Here is a 14,446-nt window from a genome sequence, read left to right as displayed (position 1 = left end):
GATCAAAATGAAAATGGCGCTTTCGCCGCTGGCGTTGCGTATTCTCGGCTGCCTGCTGGAAAAGCAGGTCACCACGCCGGAGCAGTATCCGCTGTCGTTAAACGCGGTGGTCACCGCCTGCAATCAGAAGTCGAACCGCGAGCCGGTGATGAACCTGAGCGAAAGCGAGGTGCAGGACGAGCTGGATCGACTGGTGAAAAGTCATCTGGCGACCGCTAACAGCGGCTTCGGCCAGCGCGTGGCGAAGTATGAGCAGCGCTTCTGCAACTCGACCTTTGGCAACCTGCAGCTCAGCAGCCCCGAGGTGGCGGTGCTGACGCTGCTGTTTCTGCGCGGCGCGCAAACGCCAGGCGAACTGCGCACGCGCAGCGGCCGGCTGCACGAGTTCGCCGACGTGGCGGAAGTAGAAGCGACGCTGGCCGATCTGGCCGAGCGTGAGATGGTGGCGCGCCTGCCGCGCGAGCCGGGCAAGCGCGAGAGCCGCTACGTCCACCTGTTTGGCGACGAGACGGCGGCGGCCGCCGAGGAGACGCCGCTGGAGGATAACAGCGATCTCAGCGCGCGCGTCGCCGTGCTGGAGCAGTCGCTTGCTGCGCTACAGGCGCTGGTGCAGTCGCTACTGCATAAAGGAGGCTGAGATGCGTTTACGTATCGGCGTCGTCGGGCTGGGATCGATCGCGCAGAAGGCCTGGCTGCCGGTTCTGACGCAGGCGGAAAGCTGGACGCTGGCGGGCGCGTTTTCCCCGGACCAGCAGAAGGCGAAAGCGGTGTGCGACAGCTACCGCATGGCCTGTTTTTCCTCCCTGAACGCGCTGGCCGACGCCTGCGACGCGGTGTTTGTCCACAGCAGCACCGCGACCCACTATGAAATCGTGAACGCGCTGCTGCTGGCGGGAAAAGATGTGCTGGTCGACAAGCCGCTGGCGGAGACGCTGGATCAGGCCGAGGCGCTGGTGGCGCTGGCGGAGAAGCGCGGACGCCGCCTGATGGTCGGCTTTAACCGCCGCTTCGCGCCGCGTTATCAGCAGCTGCGGCTGGCGATGCCGCAGGCCGCCAGCCTGCGTCTGGAGAAGCACCGCAGTGACAGCGTCGGTCCGCGCGATCTGCGCTTTACGCTGCTGGACGACTATCTGCACGTGGTGGATACCGCGCTGTGGCTGGCGGGCGGCCGCGCGACGCCGCGTCATGGCCATATCAGCACCAGCGAACGCGGCGAAATGCTTTATGCCGAGCACCACTTCGCCGCCGGCGCGCTGCAGATCGCTACCAGCATGCATCGCCGCGCCGGCAGCCAGCGCGAGCGCGCCAGCCTGATCGGCGACGGTTGCTGCATCGACGTGCTGGAGATGCGCGACTGGCAGGAAGAGCGCGGCGACGGCGTGCGCTTCGATCCGCCGCCCGCCTTGCAGAGCCATCTGACCCAGCGCGGCTTTAGCGGCGCGGCGCACCATTTTATCCAGTGTGTGCAAAATCAGACGATGCCTGAAACAGGCGGCGAACAGGCGCTGCTGGCGCAGCGCGTGGTAGAAAAACTGTGGCGCGAGGCGGAAAGGGAATAACGCCTTGTAACACTCCGCGCTGGTCATTTCCCGCCGTGACAGTAGACTATCGCCGGGCGCCGTTGGGCGCCCGCGCTAAGTAGCTCATTTTGCCGACTCTTTTCAGGACGCGCGCCAATTATGAATCTGTTGAAATCGCTGGCAGCGGTCAGTTCCATGACCCTGTTTTCCCGCGTATTGGGTTTTGCCCGTGACGCCATCGTGGCGCGGGTGTTCGGCGCCGGGATGGCCACGGACGCCTTCTTCGTCGCTTTTAAACTGCCTAACCTGCTGCGGCGTATTTTCGCCGAGGGCGCCTTTTCCCAGGCTTTCGTGCCGATCCTCGCCGAGTACAAGAGCAAGCAGGGCGAAGAGGCGACGCGGCTGTTTATCGCCTATGTCTCGGGGCTGCTGACGCTGGCGCTGGCGCTGGTGACGGTGGCGGGCATGGTCGCCGCGCCCTGGGTGATACTGGTGACCGCGCCTGGCTTTGCCGACACCGCCGACAAGTTCGCGCTCACCAGCGCGCTGCTGCGCGTCACCTTTCCCTATATTTTGCTGATTTCGCTGGCATCGCTGGCGGGGGCAATACTCAATACCTGGAACCGCTTCTCGGTGCCCGCGTTTGCGCCCACGCTGCTGAATATCAGCATGATCGGTTTTGCGCTCTTCGCTGCGCCGCACTTCCATCCGCCGGTGATGGCGCTGGCGTGGGCGGTGGTAGCGGGCGGCGTGCTGCAGCTCTTCTATCAGCTGCCGCACCTGAAGAAGATCGGCATGCTGGTGCTGCCGCGTCTTAACCTCAAGGATGCGGGAGTCTGGCGCGTGATGCGTCAGATGGGGCCGGCGATCCTCGGCGTCTCCGTCAGCCAGATTTCGCTGATCATCAATACCATTTTCGCCTCGTTTCTCGTCTCCGGCTCGGTCTCCTGGATGTATTACGCCGATCGTCTGATGGAGTTCCCGTCGGGCGTGCTGGGCGTGGCGCTCGGCACTATCCTGCTGCCGTCGCTGGCGAAGAGCTTTTCCAGCGGCAACCAAGACGAGTACTCGCGTCTGATGGACTGGGGCTTGCGCCTCTGTTTCCTGCTGGCGCTGCCGAGCGCGGTGGCGCTGGGCATTCTTTCCGGCCCGCTGACCATCGCGCTGTTTCAGTACGGCAAGTTCACCGCCTTTGACGCCCTGATGACGCAGCGGGCGCTGATTGCCTACTCCGTCGGGCTGATGGGACTGATCGTGGTAAAAGTGCTGGCGCCGGGCTTCTATTCACGTCAGGACATCAAGACGCCGGTGAAGATCGCCATGATTACCCTGCTGATGACGCAGCTGATGAACCTGGCGTTTATTGGCCCGCTGAAGCATGCTGGTCTGTCGCTCTCTATCGGCCTGGCGGCCTGCCTGAACGCTTCGCTGCTCTACTGGCAGCTGCGCAAGCAGCGTATTTTCCAGCCGCAGCCGGGCTGGGCGAGCTTTTTGCTGCGTCTGCTAATTGCGGTGGTGGTGATGGCGGCGGCGCTGGTGGGCATTCTCTGGCTGATGCCGGCGTGGGAACAGGGCGCGATGGTCTGGCGTCTGGTGCGGCTGGCGGCGGTCTGCGCGGTCGGCGGCGGCGCCTACTTCCTGACGCTGGGGCTGCTCGGCTTCCGCCCGCGCGATTTCGCGCGCCGGGCGCACGCGTAGCAGCAAAAATCTCGCCTTCTAGCGTAATGCTTGTTAGTTAAGCCCATGTTCAGGTAAGGCCGCCATTTTCTCTAAATGGCGGCCTTTTCATTTACGAGTGTGAGACTGCTGGTGCGGGCCACTGCACCTCCTCTGCTGCCGGGCCGTCCTCGCGCCGCTTCGCGGTGCCTTCGGCTGCAACGTCGTGCCGACCGGACCGTTCGGGTACGGCCATCCAGGCCTACCCGAACTGCCTGTCGCATCCCTGCGACCGGCTCCTGACACAACGTTTCCGCCTCAGCGCTGCGAATAGCCCTCTACAGCAGAGGAGGCGCGGTGGCCTTAGACAGGGTGCCCTTTGCAGCAATAAAAACGCTACCGTCCTTTTTTAACAGCGCACACGGAAGCTTGCCAGCAGGCTGGGGCCGCTCAGGGGCGGGCATTTCGCAGCGCTGAACAGAGTGAGGCTGCCAGGAGAGCCTGCAGGGATGCGGGCGAAAGGTGGGGCTGGAACAGGGATGTTCCATCCCCGCCGGTCCGTCAGGCAGGCGAATGGCGTGAAGGTACCGCGTCAGCGGCGCGAGGACCGCCAGCCCCTGAGCGGCCCCAGACTGCTTGATCACCACAGGCTTAACTGACAAGCATTATGCCTTCTGGCGGTTTTTTTATGCCTTCCGGCTGAGTGTCGCCTGGCCTTTGCCTAGCCCGTCCGGGCCGTAAAACGCCTGCGTCTGATGCGGCTTAAGCACGGTCAGCGCCTCTTCGGTAAAGCGGATCTGCTGATTGAGCAGCAGACCGTTATGAATATTGGCGTCGTTCAGGCGGCGCGTCATCTGGCCGATACTCTGCCAGCGGCGCGTCATATCACTGTGACCCGCATAAGGCGCCTGGGTACCGAGCTGTCGCTCGGTGCTGCGGCGCATCTCGTCCAGATAGCTCAGCGTCGCCAGCAGCGCGCCTTTATCTTCGGTGATGCGCTGCAGCAGATTGCTGTTAATCTTGCCGGCGGCCAGTTGATGCTGCTCCTCGTCGAGAACGTTCGACAGCGAGGAGAGCACCTCCTGCATCTTATCTAATGTGGTCAACAGGTTGCTCATGGGGATTAGTTACCCTCTAAATACGCCTTAGTGTCGGCAATCAGCGCGTCGGCGATCTTGCCGGTATCCATTTTCAGTTCGCCATTGCGAATGGCGGTTTTCAGTTGTTCAACGCGCGCCACGTTGATGTCCTGGCTGCCCGGCTGGGTCAGCTGCGACTGCGCGTTGCTCAGGCTTACCTGGGCCGCTGCGGGCGTGGTTGCCGTGGTGCTCGACGCCTGACGCGTTTTACCGGCGGCGGACTCGTTGCTTTCGCGGGTCTGCACGGTAGCGACGGGCTTCAGGGGTTGCGTTCTGTCGATGCTCATATTCGGGCTCCTGTACGGTCAGGGGAAACTGCCACCTGAATCAGAATAGCGTAATCGCTTAGTTGATTTCTCTATCGGCAGAACAACAGCGTTCTTTAGCGCCTTATAGCGATATCAGAATATTCCCATCCGCATCGACTTTTCCGCTCACCACCTGACCGTTGCCCATGCGCACGCGCACCGACTGCGCCAGGATGGCGTTGTTTAATGCCTTGCCTTCGCCGCTGGCGTTAAAGCCCTCGCCGCTGGCGATCACCATCACGCTCTGACCCGCCTTCACGCGCCACGGCTGGCGCATCATCGACAGCGTTACCGGCTGGCCTGGCGCGATATCGCGCAGTACCACGGCGTCCGCTACCGACGACGCGTCAAACAGCGCGCGGGCGGGCAGGGTGTCGAGACGGCCGCTCTGCAGACGAAAATCGTCGGCGCTGACGGTCGAGCCGCGCGCCAGCAGACGCGTCGCCACCAGATACTGGCCGGTCACCTGCACCTGCACCTGCAGAAAGCGTCGCGTATCGCCGCAGGTGGCGGCCACGCTCATCGCGCCCCACAGGCGGCTGTTGCCGGGCAGCGAAAACTGCGGCGCGTCGCAGGCCGGCCACTGCGCCTGCGGCGTTTTAATCTCAACCGTCATGCCCGCTGCATGCTGCGCGTCGCGGGCCTGAAAAAAGCCCGTCAGCTGGGCGGAAAGATCGGCGGCGGCGGGCAGGGCGACCAGCGCCAGCAGGCCGGCCAACAGGGCGGTAATGTTACGCATCAAAAGACTCCTTGCTGCTAATGGCGACGAGTCTACTCGCGCCGCGACAAAATCAAGACCAAAAATAGGCGCCTTTTTTAACGTTATTCAGACGATAGCCCTTGCTTTTTCCCACTTAAGCTGTCCGCTCGAAATTCTCATTCGCGGAGGAAGCATGCTCGACAAACTGGATGCTGCGCTGCAGTTCGGCACCGAAGCTCTCAACCTGCGTGCGCAACGTCAGGAGATTCTGGCGTCTAACATTGCCAACGCCGATACCCCAGGCTATCAGGCGCGGGATATCGACTTTGCCAGCGAGCTGAGTCGGGTCATGAAGAACGGCCGCGCCGAAGGCAGCGGCATGGCGCTGAAAGTCACCTCGCCGCGCCATATCGAGGCGCAGGTCAATTCGGCGGCGTCAGCGGATCTGCTCTATCGCATTCCCGATCAGCCTGCCGCCGACGGCAACACCGTCGACATGGATCGCGAACGTACCCAGTTCGCGGACAACAGTCTGAAGTATCAGACCGATCTCACCCTCATCAGCAGCCAGATCAAGGGCATGATGAGCGTGTTACAAGGGCAATAAACATGGCATTGCTGAATATTTTTGACATTGCCGGCTCAGCGATGACCGCGCAATCCCAGCGACTCAACGTCAGCGCCAGCAACCTGGCCAACGCCGACAGCGTCACCGGCCCGGACGGCAAGCCCTACGTGGCGAAGCAGGTGGTTTTCCAGACCGATGCGGCGCCCGGCGCGGCGACCGGCGGCGTGAAAGTGGCGCAGGTGCTGGACGATCCCTCTCCGGCGAAGCTGGTCTACGACCCAGGCAACCCGCTGGCGGATGACAAGGGCTACGTGAAGATGCCGAACGTCGACGTGGTGGCGGAGAGCGTCAACACCATGTCGGCGTCGCGCAGCTACCAGGCCAACGTTGAGGTGTTGAACACCGTGAAATCAATGATGATGAAAACCCTGACGATGGGTTCTTAACGGAGAAACGACATGGGCATTGCGGTAGGCGTCAATGAGAATCTGGACCCCACGGTCCTCAGCTCATCCAGCAGCAGCACCAGCAACACGGCGCAGGATCTGCAAAATCAGTTCCTGACCATGCTGGTGACGCAGTTACAGAACCAGGATCCCACCAATCCGATGGACAACAGCCAGCTCACCACCCAGCTGGCGCAGATCAACACCCTGAGCGGCATTGAAAAACTCAATACCACGCTGGGATCGATCTCCGGCCAGATCAGCACCAGCCAGTCGCTGCAGAGTTCGACGCTGATTGGCCACGGCGTGATGGTGGACGGATCGCAGGTGCTGGTCGGCAGCGGCACCACCACGCCGTTCGGCGTCGAGCTGACCACCGCCTCGACCGCCACCACCGCCACCATTAAAGACTCAAGCGGCAACGTGGTGCGCACCATCGATCTGGGCGCGCTCTCTTCCGGCGTGCACACCTTCTCGTGGGACGGCACCCTGGCGGACAGCTCCACCGCGCCGGACGGCAAATATACGGTTTCAATCGCCGCCAGCAATGGCAGCACGCAGCTGGTCGCTCAGCCGCTCAACTACGCCTACGTCAACGGCGTGTCGACGGCAGACAGCACCACCAAACTGGATCTCGGCACCATGGGCTCCGCAACCCTTGATGAAGTACGTCAGATTCTCTGATTCATCTCTAAACAGGAGAAATACACATGTCATTTTCCCAAGCGGTGAGCGGCCTGGGCGCTGCCTCCAGCAACCTGGACGTTATCGGCAACAACATCGCCAACTCCGCGACCGCGGGCTTTAAGTCCAGCACCATCGCCTTCGCCGATATGTTCGCCGGCTCCAACGTCGGCCTCGGCACCAAAGTGGCGGCGGTGATCCAGAACTTTAACGACGGCTCGACCACCACCACCAGCCGTGGCCTGGACGTCGCGCTGAGCGGCAACGGCTTCTTCCGCATGACCGACACCAGCGGCGCGGTCTACTATTCGCGCAACGGCCAGTTCACGCTGGATGAGAACCGCAACCTGGTGAACACCCAGGGGCTGACCGTGACCGGCTATCCGGTGAGCGGCACGCCGCCGACCGTGCAGACCGGTGCCAACCCGGTGGCGCTGAGCATTCCGACCACGCAGATGGCGGCGCGCGCCACCACCACCGCGACCCAGGTGGCGAACCTGAACTCCACCAGCACCATTCCGAGCGTGACCACCTTCAGCGCCAGCGACGTCGACAGCTACAACGCCAAAAGCACCATGACGGTCTATGACTCACAGGGTAACGACCACACCCTGGACATGTACTACGTCAAAACCGCCGATAACAACTGGACGGTGCATGCGATGGACTCCACCACCGGCACCAGCGCGGGCGACTTTACCCTGACGTTTGACGCTAACGGCGGCCTGACCGGCATCAACGGCGGCACCGGCAACACGGTCAACCTGACCATCGACGGCTCCAACGGCGCGGCGGGCAACCAGAGCATCTCCCTGAGCATGCTCGGCAGCCTGCAGCAGAACACCGGCACCACTACCTTCGGCAACCCGACGCAGGATGGCTACGCGCCGGGCGACCTGACCAGCTACGCCATTAACGATGACGGCACCATTACCGGCAGCTACTCCAACCAGAAAACCCAGCTGCTGGGTCAGATCGTGCTGGCGAGCTTCTCTAACCCGGAAGGGCTGCAGTCGCAGGGCGACAACGTCTGGTCCGCTACCAGCTCCTCGGGTCAGGCGGCAATTGGTCTGGCGAACACCGGCACCTACGGCTCGCTGACCTCTGGCGCGCTGGAAGCGTCGAACGTCGATATGAGCAAAGAGCTGGTCAACATGATCGTGGCGCAGCGCAACTATCAGGCGAACGCCCAGACCATCAAAACTCAGGACCAGATCCTCAACACCCTGGTCAACTTGCGTTAATTCACTAACGGGATTGCTTTATGGATCACGCGATATATACCGCGATGGGCGCGGCCAGCCAGACGCTGGATCAGCAGGCCGTTACGGCCAGCAACCTCGCCAACGCCTCGACGCCGGGCTTTCGCGCGCAGCTCAACGCGCTGCGTGCGGTGCCGGTCAGCGGCTGGTCGCTGCCGACGCGCACGCTGGTGGCCGCCTCGACGCCCGGCGCCGATATGAGCCAGGGCGCGATGGACAACACCGGACGCACGCTGGACGTGGCGATGGGCGAGGATGGCTGGCTGGCGGTGCGCACCGCCGACGGCAGCGAGGCCTATACCCGCAACGGCAACATGCAGATCAGCTCGACCGGCATTCTGACCGTCCAGGGCAATCCCGTCATGGGCGACGGCGGTCCGATTGCGGTGCCGCAGGGCGCCGAGCTGACCATCGCAACGGACGGCACCATCACCTCGCGTAATGCGGGCGATGCGCCTAACGCCACGGTGCAGATCGGCAAGCTGAAGCTGGTGAAAGCCACCGGCAAAGAGATGCAGCGCGGCGACGACGGCATGTTCCGTCCGACCCAGCAGGCGCAGGCGACGCGCGGCGCGGCGCTGGCGGCAGACGCCACGGTGCAGGTAATGCCGGGCGTGCTGGAGGGCAGCAACGTCAAGCCGGTCGAAACCATGGTCGATATGATCGCCAACGCCCGACGTTTCGAGATGCAGATGAAAGTCATCACCAACGTCGACGAAAACGAACAAAAAGCCAATCAGCTGCTGAACATGAGCAGCTAAGGCAGAGGAAAACAGATGATTCGTTCCTTATGGATCGCCAAAACCGGTCTTGACGCCCAGCAAACCAATATGGACGTCATCTCCAACAACCTGGCGAACGTCAGCACCAACGGCTTTAAACGTTCGCGCGCGGTGTTTGAAGATCTGATGTACCAGACCCTGCGTCAGCCGGGCACGCAGTCGTCTGAACAGACCACGCTGCCGTCGGGCCTGCAGATCGGCACCGGCGTGCGTCCGGTCACCACCGAGCGCCTGCACACCCAGGGCAACCTGTCGCAGACCAGCAACTCGAAAGATGTGGCGATCAACGGCCAGGGCTACTTTGAAGTGCAGCTGCCGGACGGCACCTCCGCCTATACGCGTGACGGCTCCTTCCAGGTGGATCAGAACGGCCAGCTGGTTAACAACGCCGGCTATCCGGTGCAGCCGGGCATTACCATTCCGGCCAACGCCACCAGCATCACTATCTCGCGCGACGGCGTGGTGAGCGTGACGCAGCAGGGCCAGACCAACCCGGCGCAGGTGGGGCAGCTGACCATCAGCACCTTTATCAACGACGCCGGTCTCGACAGCATGGGCGAAAACCTTTACCAGGAAACCCAGGCGTCGGGCGCGCCGACCCAGAGCACCCCAGGCCAGAACGGCGCAGGCCTGCTCTATCAGGGCTATGTGGAAACCTCTAACGTCAACGTGGCGGAAGAGCTGGTCACCATGATCCAGACGCAGCGCGCCTATGAAATCAACAGCAAGGCGATCAGCACCTCCGATCAAATGCTGCAGAAGTTAACCCAGATCTAATTTCCGGTTATCAGGGCCAGCGCTGGCTGGCCTGAAGTCAACACATCTATAAGGTCGTGACTCCGTGGCGAAGCAACTGAATATAAAGCCTGGACATTGGTTGGCGGCGACACTGCTGCTGACCCTTAACGGTTGTGCGTTAGTGCCGCGCACGCCGCTGGTGGAGGGCGCAACGACGGCACAGCCGCTGCCTTCCGCGCCGCCGGTGGTCAACGGCTCCATTTTCCAGGGCGTCGCGCCGCTCAACTACGGCTATCAGCCGCTGTTTGAGGATCGTCGCCCGCGCAATATCGGCGATACGCTCACCATTACGCTGCAGGAGAACGTCAGCGCCAGCAAAAGCTCCTCGGCCAACGCCACGCGTGACGGCAGCGCCAGCTTCGGCCTCGACGCTATTCCTACCGGTCTGAACGGCCTGGTCGGCAGCGACGGCGCGAAAGCCAACCTCGGCGCCAACGGCAAAAACGATTTCGCCGGCAAAGGCGGCGCCACCGCTAACAACACCTTCACCGGCACCATTACCGTGACCGTGAATCAGGTGCTGTCGAACGGCAACCTGCGCGTGGTCGGCGAGAAGCAGATCGAGATCAACCAGGGCACGGAGTTTATTCGCTTCTCCGGCGTGGTGAATCCGCGCACCATCAGCGCCAGCAATGCGGTGCTGTCGACCGCGGTGGCCGATGCCCGTATCGAGTACGTCGGCAACGGCTATATCAATGAAGCGCAGACCATGGGCTGGTTCCAGCGTTTCTTCCTGAACGTTGCGCCGATGTAATGAGGTCATGATGAAAAGTGTGAAAAGTTTACTGTTGGGCCTGAGCCTGCTGCTTGGCCTCTGCCTGAGCGCCCACGCGGATCGCATTCGCGATCTCACCAGCGTGCAGGGCGTGCGCAACAACCAGCTGATCGGCTACGGCCTGGTGGTGGGCCTCGACGGCACCGGCGACCAGACCACCCAGACGCCGTTCACCACGCAAACCGTCAGCAACATGCTCTCCCAGCTCGGCATCACCGTGCCGCAGGGCACCAACATGCAGCTGAAAAACGTCGCGGCGGTGATGGTAACGGCGCAGCTGCCGGCCTTCGCCCGTCAGGGGCAGACCATCGACGTAGTAGTCTCGTCGCTCGGCAACGCCAAAAGCCTGCGCGGCGGCACACTGGTGATGACGCCGATGAAGGGGGTCGACAACCAGGTCTACGCGCTGGCGCAGGGCAATATTCTGGTTGGCGGCGCGGGCGCGTCGGCGGGCGGCAGCAGCGTGCAGGTCAACCAGCTCAACGGCGGCCGCATTACCGGCGGCGCCACCGTCGAGCGCGAGCTGCAGAGCAACTTTGGCAGCCAGAACACCCTTAACCTGCAGCTCAACAATGAAGATTTCTCGATGGCGCAGCGCATCGCCGACGCCATCAACGGACGCGGCGGCTACGGCGCGGCGACCGCGCTCGACGCCCGCACCGTGCAGGTGCGCGTCTCGCCCAACAACAGCTCGCAGGTGCGCCTGCTGGCGGAGATCCAGAACATCGACGTCGCCATCCCGATTGAAGACGCCAAAGTGATTATTAACTCGCGCACCGGCTCGGTGGTGATGAACCGCGAAGTGACGCTGAACACCTGTGCGGTGGCGCAGGGCAACCTGTCGGTCACGGTCAACCAGTCGCAGAACGTTAGCCAGCCGAATACGCCGCTGGCCGGCGGTCAGACGGTGGTGACGCCGCAGACGCAGATCGATCTGCGCCAGAGCGGCGGGGCGCTGCAGCGCGTCAACGCCAGCGCCAACCTGAACAACGTGGTGCGCGCGCTTAACGCCTTAGGCGCATCGCCTATCGAGCTGATGTCGATTTTGCAATCGATGCAGAGCGCGGGCTGCCTGCGCGCCAAACTGGAAATCATCTGACGATGGATACGCAATCGCTGACCAATGCGGCGTTCGACAGCCGCTCGCTGAACGACCTGAAGCGCGAAGCCAGCACCGATCCGAAAGGCAAGGCGCTGCAGGTGGCGAAGCAGGTCGAGGGGATGTTTGTGCAGATGATGATGAAGAGCATGCGCGAAGCGCTGCCGCAGGACGGCATCTTCAGCAACGAATCGACCAAAATGTTCACCTCGATGTACGATCAGCAGATTGCGCAGGAGATCGGCAAGCGCGGGCTGGGCATGGCCGATCTGATCGTTAAACAGATGCAGCCGGCGCAGGCGCCCGACGAGCGCGCCGGCACCGTGCCGATGCCGCTCGATGAAAGCTTTATCTACAGCGCGGCGGCCTCCAGCCAGCTGGAGCAGATGGTGCGTAAGGCGCTGCCGCGCCTGCCGGTGTCGCCGGCGAACCTGCCGGCCGACAGCAGCGAGTTTATCGCGCAGCTGGCGCAGCCTGCGCAGGCCGCCAGCGCCAGCAGCGGTATTCCGCACCATCTGATCCTGGCGCAGGCGGCGCTGGAGTCGGGCTGGGGCCAGCGTCAGATCCTGACCCGCGACGGCAAGCCGAGCTATAACGTCTTCGGCATCAAGGCGAGCGGCGACTGGAAGGGCGAAACCACCGATATCATGACCACGGAATATGACCAGGGCGAGGCGAAGAAGGTGCGCGCCAGCTTCCGCGTCTACCACTCCTATTTCGAGGCGCTGACCGACTACGTCAAACTTCTCTCGAACAACCCGCGCTACGCCGCGGTCACCAGCGCGCAGAGCGCCGAGCAGGGCGCGCACGCGCTGCAGGCCGCCGGCTACGCCACCGATCCCAAATATGCGCAGAAGCTGGTGGGAATGATCCAGCAATTCAAAAACATGGGCGAAAAAGTGGTAAAGGCGTACAGCAAAGATTTAAACGATCTCTTCTAGCGTTAAGCCTCAAGTTTCACTTAAGCACGCCGATAACAGTTGCAGATGCCAGACGCGTTTGCGCGCACGGGCGAGCACTATTGACTGCCAGCCCGGTTAACGGGAAAGAAAGGAACCGAGATGTCCAGCATAATAAACTCTGCGATGAGTGGGCTGAGCGCCGCACAGGCGGCGCTGAGCACCACCAGTAATAACATTACGAACTACACGGTGGCGGGCTATTCGCGGCAGACGATCCTGTTGTCGCAGGCCAACAGCACGCTGCAGGGCAGCAGCTACTACGGCAACGGCGCCAGCATCACCGGCGTGCAGCGCGAATATGACGAGTTCATCACGGCGCAGCTGCGCGGCTCCAGCGCCACCTACAGCGCGGCCAACACCCAGTATTCGCAGATCTCCAATATCGACGATCTGCTCTCTACCTCGACCACCAGCCTCTCGACGTCAATTCAGAGCTTCTTTACTAACCTGCAGAACGTGGTGAGCAACGCGGACGATCCCTCGGCGCGCCAGTCGATGCTGAGCTATGCGCAGGGTCTGGTGAACCAGTTCCAGACCACCTCGCAGTATCTGACTAATATGCAGAGCAGCGTCAACACCGACATCGCCTCGAACGTCGATCAGATCAACACCTATACCAGCCAGATCGCCGATCTCAACAAGCAGATCGCCAAACTCAGCACCGCCGACGGCGCGCAGCCGAACGATCTGCTGGATCAGCGCGATCAGCTGGTGAACAACCTTAACGATATCGTCGGCGTCAGCGTCTCGAAGCAGGATGGCAACTATATCGTCTCCATGGGCAGCCTGACGCTGGTTAACGGCAACAAAGCCACCAGTCTGGTGGCGATGCCCTCCAGCAGCGATCCGTCGCGCACCACCGTCGGCTATGTGGATAACAGCGCTGGCAATGTGGAAATCGCCGAGAAAAGCATCACCACCGGTTCGCTGGGCGGCCTGATGGCGTTCCGCTCGCAGGATCTCGACACCGCGCAGAACCAGCTCGGCCAGCTGGCGGCCGCCTTTACCACCAGCTTTAACGAGGTGCACAAGCAGGGCTACGACAGCAACGGCGATCAGGGCACCGACTTCTTTAACATCGGCAGCCCGTCGGTGGTCAGCAACAGCAAAAACAGCTCCACCACCACCGTGACGGCGGCCTGGACCGATAGCAGCGCGCTGAAAGCCTCTAACTACACCGTCAGCTATGACGGCACCAACTGGAACGTGACGCGCGCCTCCGACAACGTCAAGATCACCGCGACAGCGGGCACCGACGCCTCTGGCAACGCCACGCTGAGCTTCGACGGCCTGCAGCTGACGGTAAGCGGCACGCCAAACGCCAAAGACAGCTTCCTGGTGAAGCCGGTGCAGAACGTCATCAGCGGCATGTCGGTGGCGATCACCGATGAATCGCAAATTGCCGCGGCGGGTGCAACGGGCGGCGAAAGCGACAACCGCAACGCGCAGAAGCTGCTGGATCTGCAGGACGCCAACCTGGTGAACGGCAACGCCACGCTGTCACAGGCCTACGCCAGCATCGTCAGCAGCGTCGGCAACAAAACCAGCACGCTGGAAACCGCCAGCACCACGCAGAAAAACGTGGTGGATCAGCTGACGGATCGTCAGCAGTCCGTCTCCGGCGTCAACCTCGATGAAGAGTACGCCAACCTGACCAAATATCAGCAGTACTACATGGCGAACGCGCAGGTGCTGCAAACCGCCAGCACCATCTTCGACGCGCTGCTCAACATCAGCTAAGGAAAAG

At 62.2% G+C, this 14,446-nt stretch carries 16 protein-coding genes; 13 read left to right on the top strand and 3 right to left on the bottom strand.

From position 1 onward, the window contains the following. Positions 1-7 precede the first annotated feature (7 nt). The 3 genes from MC269_RS11410 (at position 8) to murJ (ending at position 3,218) form a co-directional block, all read left to right on the top strand. Complete coding sequence (locus tag MC269_RS11410; RefSeq protein ID WP_239952469.1) at positions 8-637, top strand: YceH family protein; 630 nt, start codon at positions 8-10, stop codon at positions 635-637. Between the two features lies 1 nt (position 638). Next, positions 639-1,559 (top strand): Gfo/Idh/MocA family protein, encoded by a 921-nt coding sequence (locus MC269_RS11405; protein ID WP_239952468.1) that lies wholly within the window; start codon positions 639-641, stop codon positions 1,557-1,559. 120 nt (positions 1,560-1,679) lie between these two features. Continuing rightward, positions 1,680-3,218 (top strand): murein biosynthesis integral membrane protein MurJ, encoded by a 1,539-nt coding sequence (gene murJ, locus MC269_RS11400; RefSeq protein WP_239952467.1) that lies wholly within the window; start codon positions 1,680-1,682, stop codon positions 3,216-3,218. Between the two features lie 644 nt (positions 3,219-3,862). Here murJ and flgN read toward each other — a convergent pair. The 3 genes from flgN to flgA all read right to left on the bottom strand — a co-directional run bounded on the left by flgN (position 3,863) and on the right by flgA (position 5,362). Further along, positions 3,863-4,294: a flagellar export chaperone FlgN gene (flgN, locus tag MC269_RS11395; protein ID WP_239952466.1), complete on the bottom strand. Its 432-nt coding sequence runs from the start codon at positions 4,292-4,294 to the stop codon at positions 3,863-3,865. 5 nt (positions 4,295-4,299) lie between these two features. Beyond that, positions 4,300-4,602 (bottom strand): flagellar biosynthesis anti-sigma factor FlgM, encoded by a 303-nt coding sequence (flgM, locus tag MC269_RS11390; protein ID WP_081141005.1) that lies wholly within the window; start codon positions 4,600-4,602, stop codon positions 4,300-4,302. Between the two features lie 103 nt (positions 4,603-4,705). Further along, positions 4,706-5,362, bottom strand: a complete 657-nt coding sequence (flgA, locus tag MC269_RS11385; protein WP_081141006.1) for a flagellar basal body P-ring formation chaperone FlgA — start codon at positions 5,360-5,362, stop codon at positions 4,706-4,708. Between the two features lie 154 nt (positions 5,363-5,516). On the opposite strand from flgA, the gene flgB reads away from it, so the two are divergent. From flgB to flgK, 10 genes are all read left to right on the top strand, one after another. Next, positions 5,517-5,930: a flagellar basal body rod protein FlgB gene (gene flgB, locus MC269_RS11380; protein ID WP_081141007.1), complete on the top strand. Its 414-nt coding sequence runs from the start codon at positions 5,517-5,519 to the stop codon at positions 5,928-5,930. A 2-nt stretch (positions 5,931-5,932) separates the two neighbouring features. Then, a complete protein-coding gene (flgC, locus tag MC269_RS11375; RefSeq protein ID WP_033789486.1) occupies positions 5,933-6,337 on the top strand; it encodes a flagellar basal body rod protein FlgC in 405 nt (134 codons plus the stop codon). Between the two features lie 12 nt (positions 6,338-6,349). Then, positions 6,350-7,021, top strand: coding sequence for a flagellar hook assembly protein FlgD (flgD, locus tag MC269_RS11370; RefSeq protein WP_239952465.1), 672 nt, complete (start codon positions 6,350-6,352; stop codon positions 7,019-7,021). A gap of 26 nt (positions 7,022-7,047) precedes the next feature. Then, positions 7,048-8,265: a flagellar hook protein FlgE gene (gene flgE / locus MC269_RS11365; RefSeq protein ID WP_239952464.1), complete on the top strand. Its 1,218-nt coding sequence runs from the start codon at positions 7,048-7,050 to the stop codon at positions 8,263-8,265. A gap of 20 nt (positions 8,266-8,285) precedes the next feature. Next, a complete protein-coding gene (locus MC269_RS11360) occupies positions 8,286-9,044 on the top strand; it encodes a flagellar basal body rod protein FlgF (protein ID WP_081141010.1) in 759 nt (252 codons plus the stop codon). Between the two features lie 15 nt (positions 9,045-9,059). Then, entirely contained in the window at positions 9,060-9,842 is a 783-nt protein-coding gene (flgG, locus tag MC269_RS11355) for a flagellar basal-body rod protein FlgG (RefSeq protein WP_033750971.1), read from the top strand. A 64-nt stretch (positions 9,843-9,906) separates the two neighbouring features. After that, positions 9,907-10,617 carry a flagellar basal body L-ring protein FlgH gene (locus tag MC269_RS11350; protein WP_081141011.1) on the top strand — a complete coding sequence of 237 codons (711 nt, stop codon included), beginning with the start codon at positions 9,907-9,909 and terminating at the stop codon, positions 10,615-10,617. 19 nt (positions 10,618-10,636) lie between these two features. After that, a complete protein-coding gene (locus MC269_RS11345) occupies positions 10,637-11,737 on the top strand; it encodes a flagellar basal body P-ring protein FlgI (protein ID WP_371824338.1) in 1,101 nt (366 codons plus the stop codon). 2 nt (positions 11,738-11,739) lie between these two features. After that, positions 11,740-12,678: a flagellar assembly peptidoglycan hydrolase FlgJ gene (flgJ, locus tag MC269_RS11340; protein ID WP_081141013.1), complete on the top strand. Its 939-nt coding sequence runs from the start codon at positions 11,740-11,742 to the stop codon at positions 12,676-12,678. Positions 12,679-12,798: 120 nt separating this feature from the next. Next, positions 12,799-14,439: a flagellar hook-associated protein FlgK gene (gene flgK, locus MC269_RS11335; protein ID WP_081141014.1), complete on the top strand. Its 1,641-nt coding sequence runs from the start codon at positions 12,799-12,801 to the stop codon at positions 14,437-14,439. Positions 14,440-14,446: the final 7 nt, after the last annotated feature.

Source organism: Pantoea sp. Z09 (genome assembly GCF_022394795.1).
Lineage (GTDB): Bacteria > Pseudomonadota > Gammaproteobacteria > Enterobacterales > Enterobacteriaceae > Pantoea > Pantoea latae.
The sequence above is the reverse complement of the archived record's forward strand: the minus strand, read 5'-3'. Positions and strand labels throughout refer to the sequence as shown.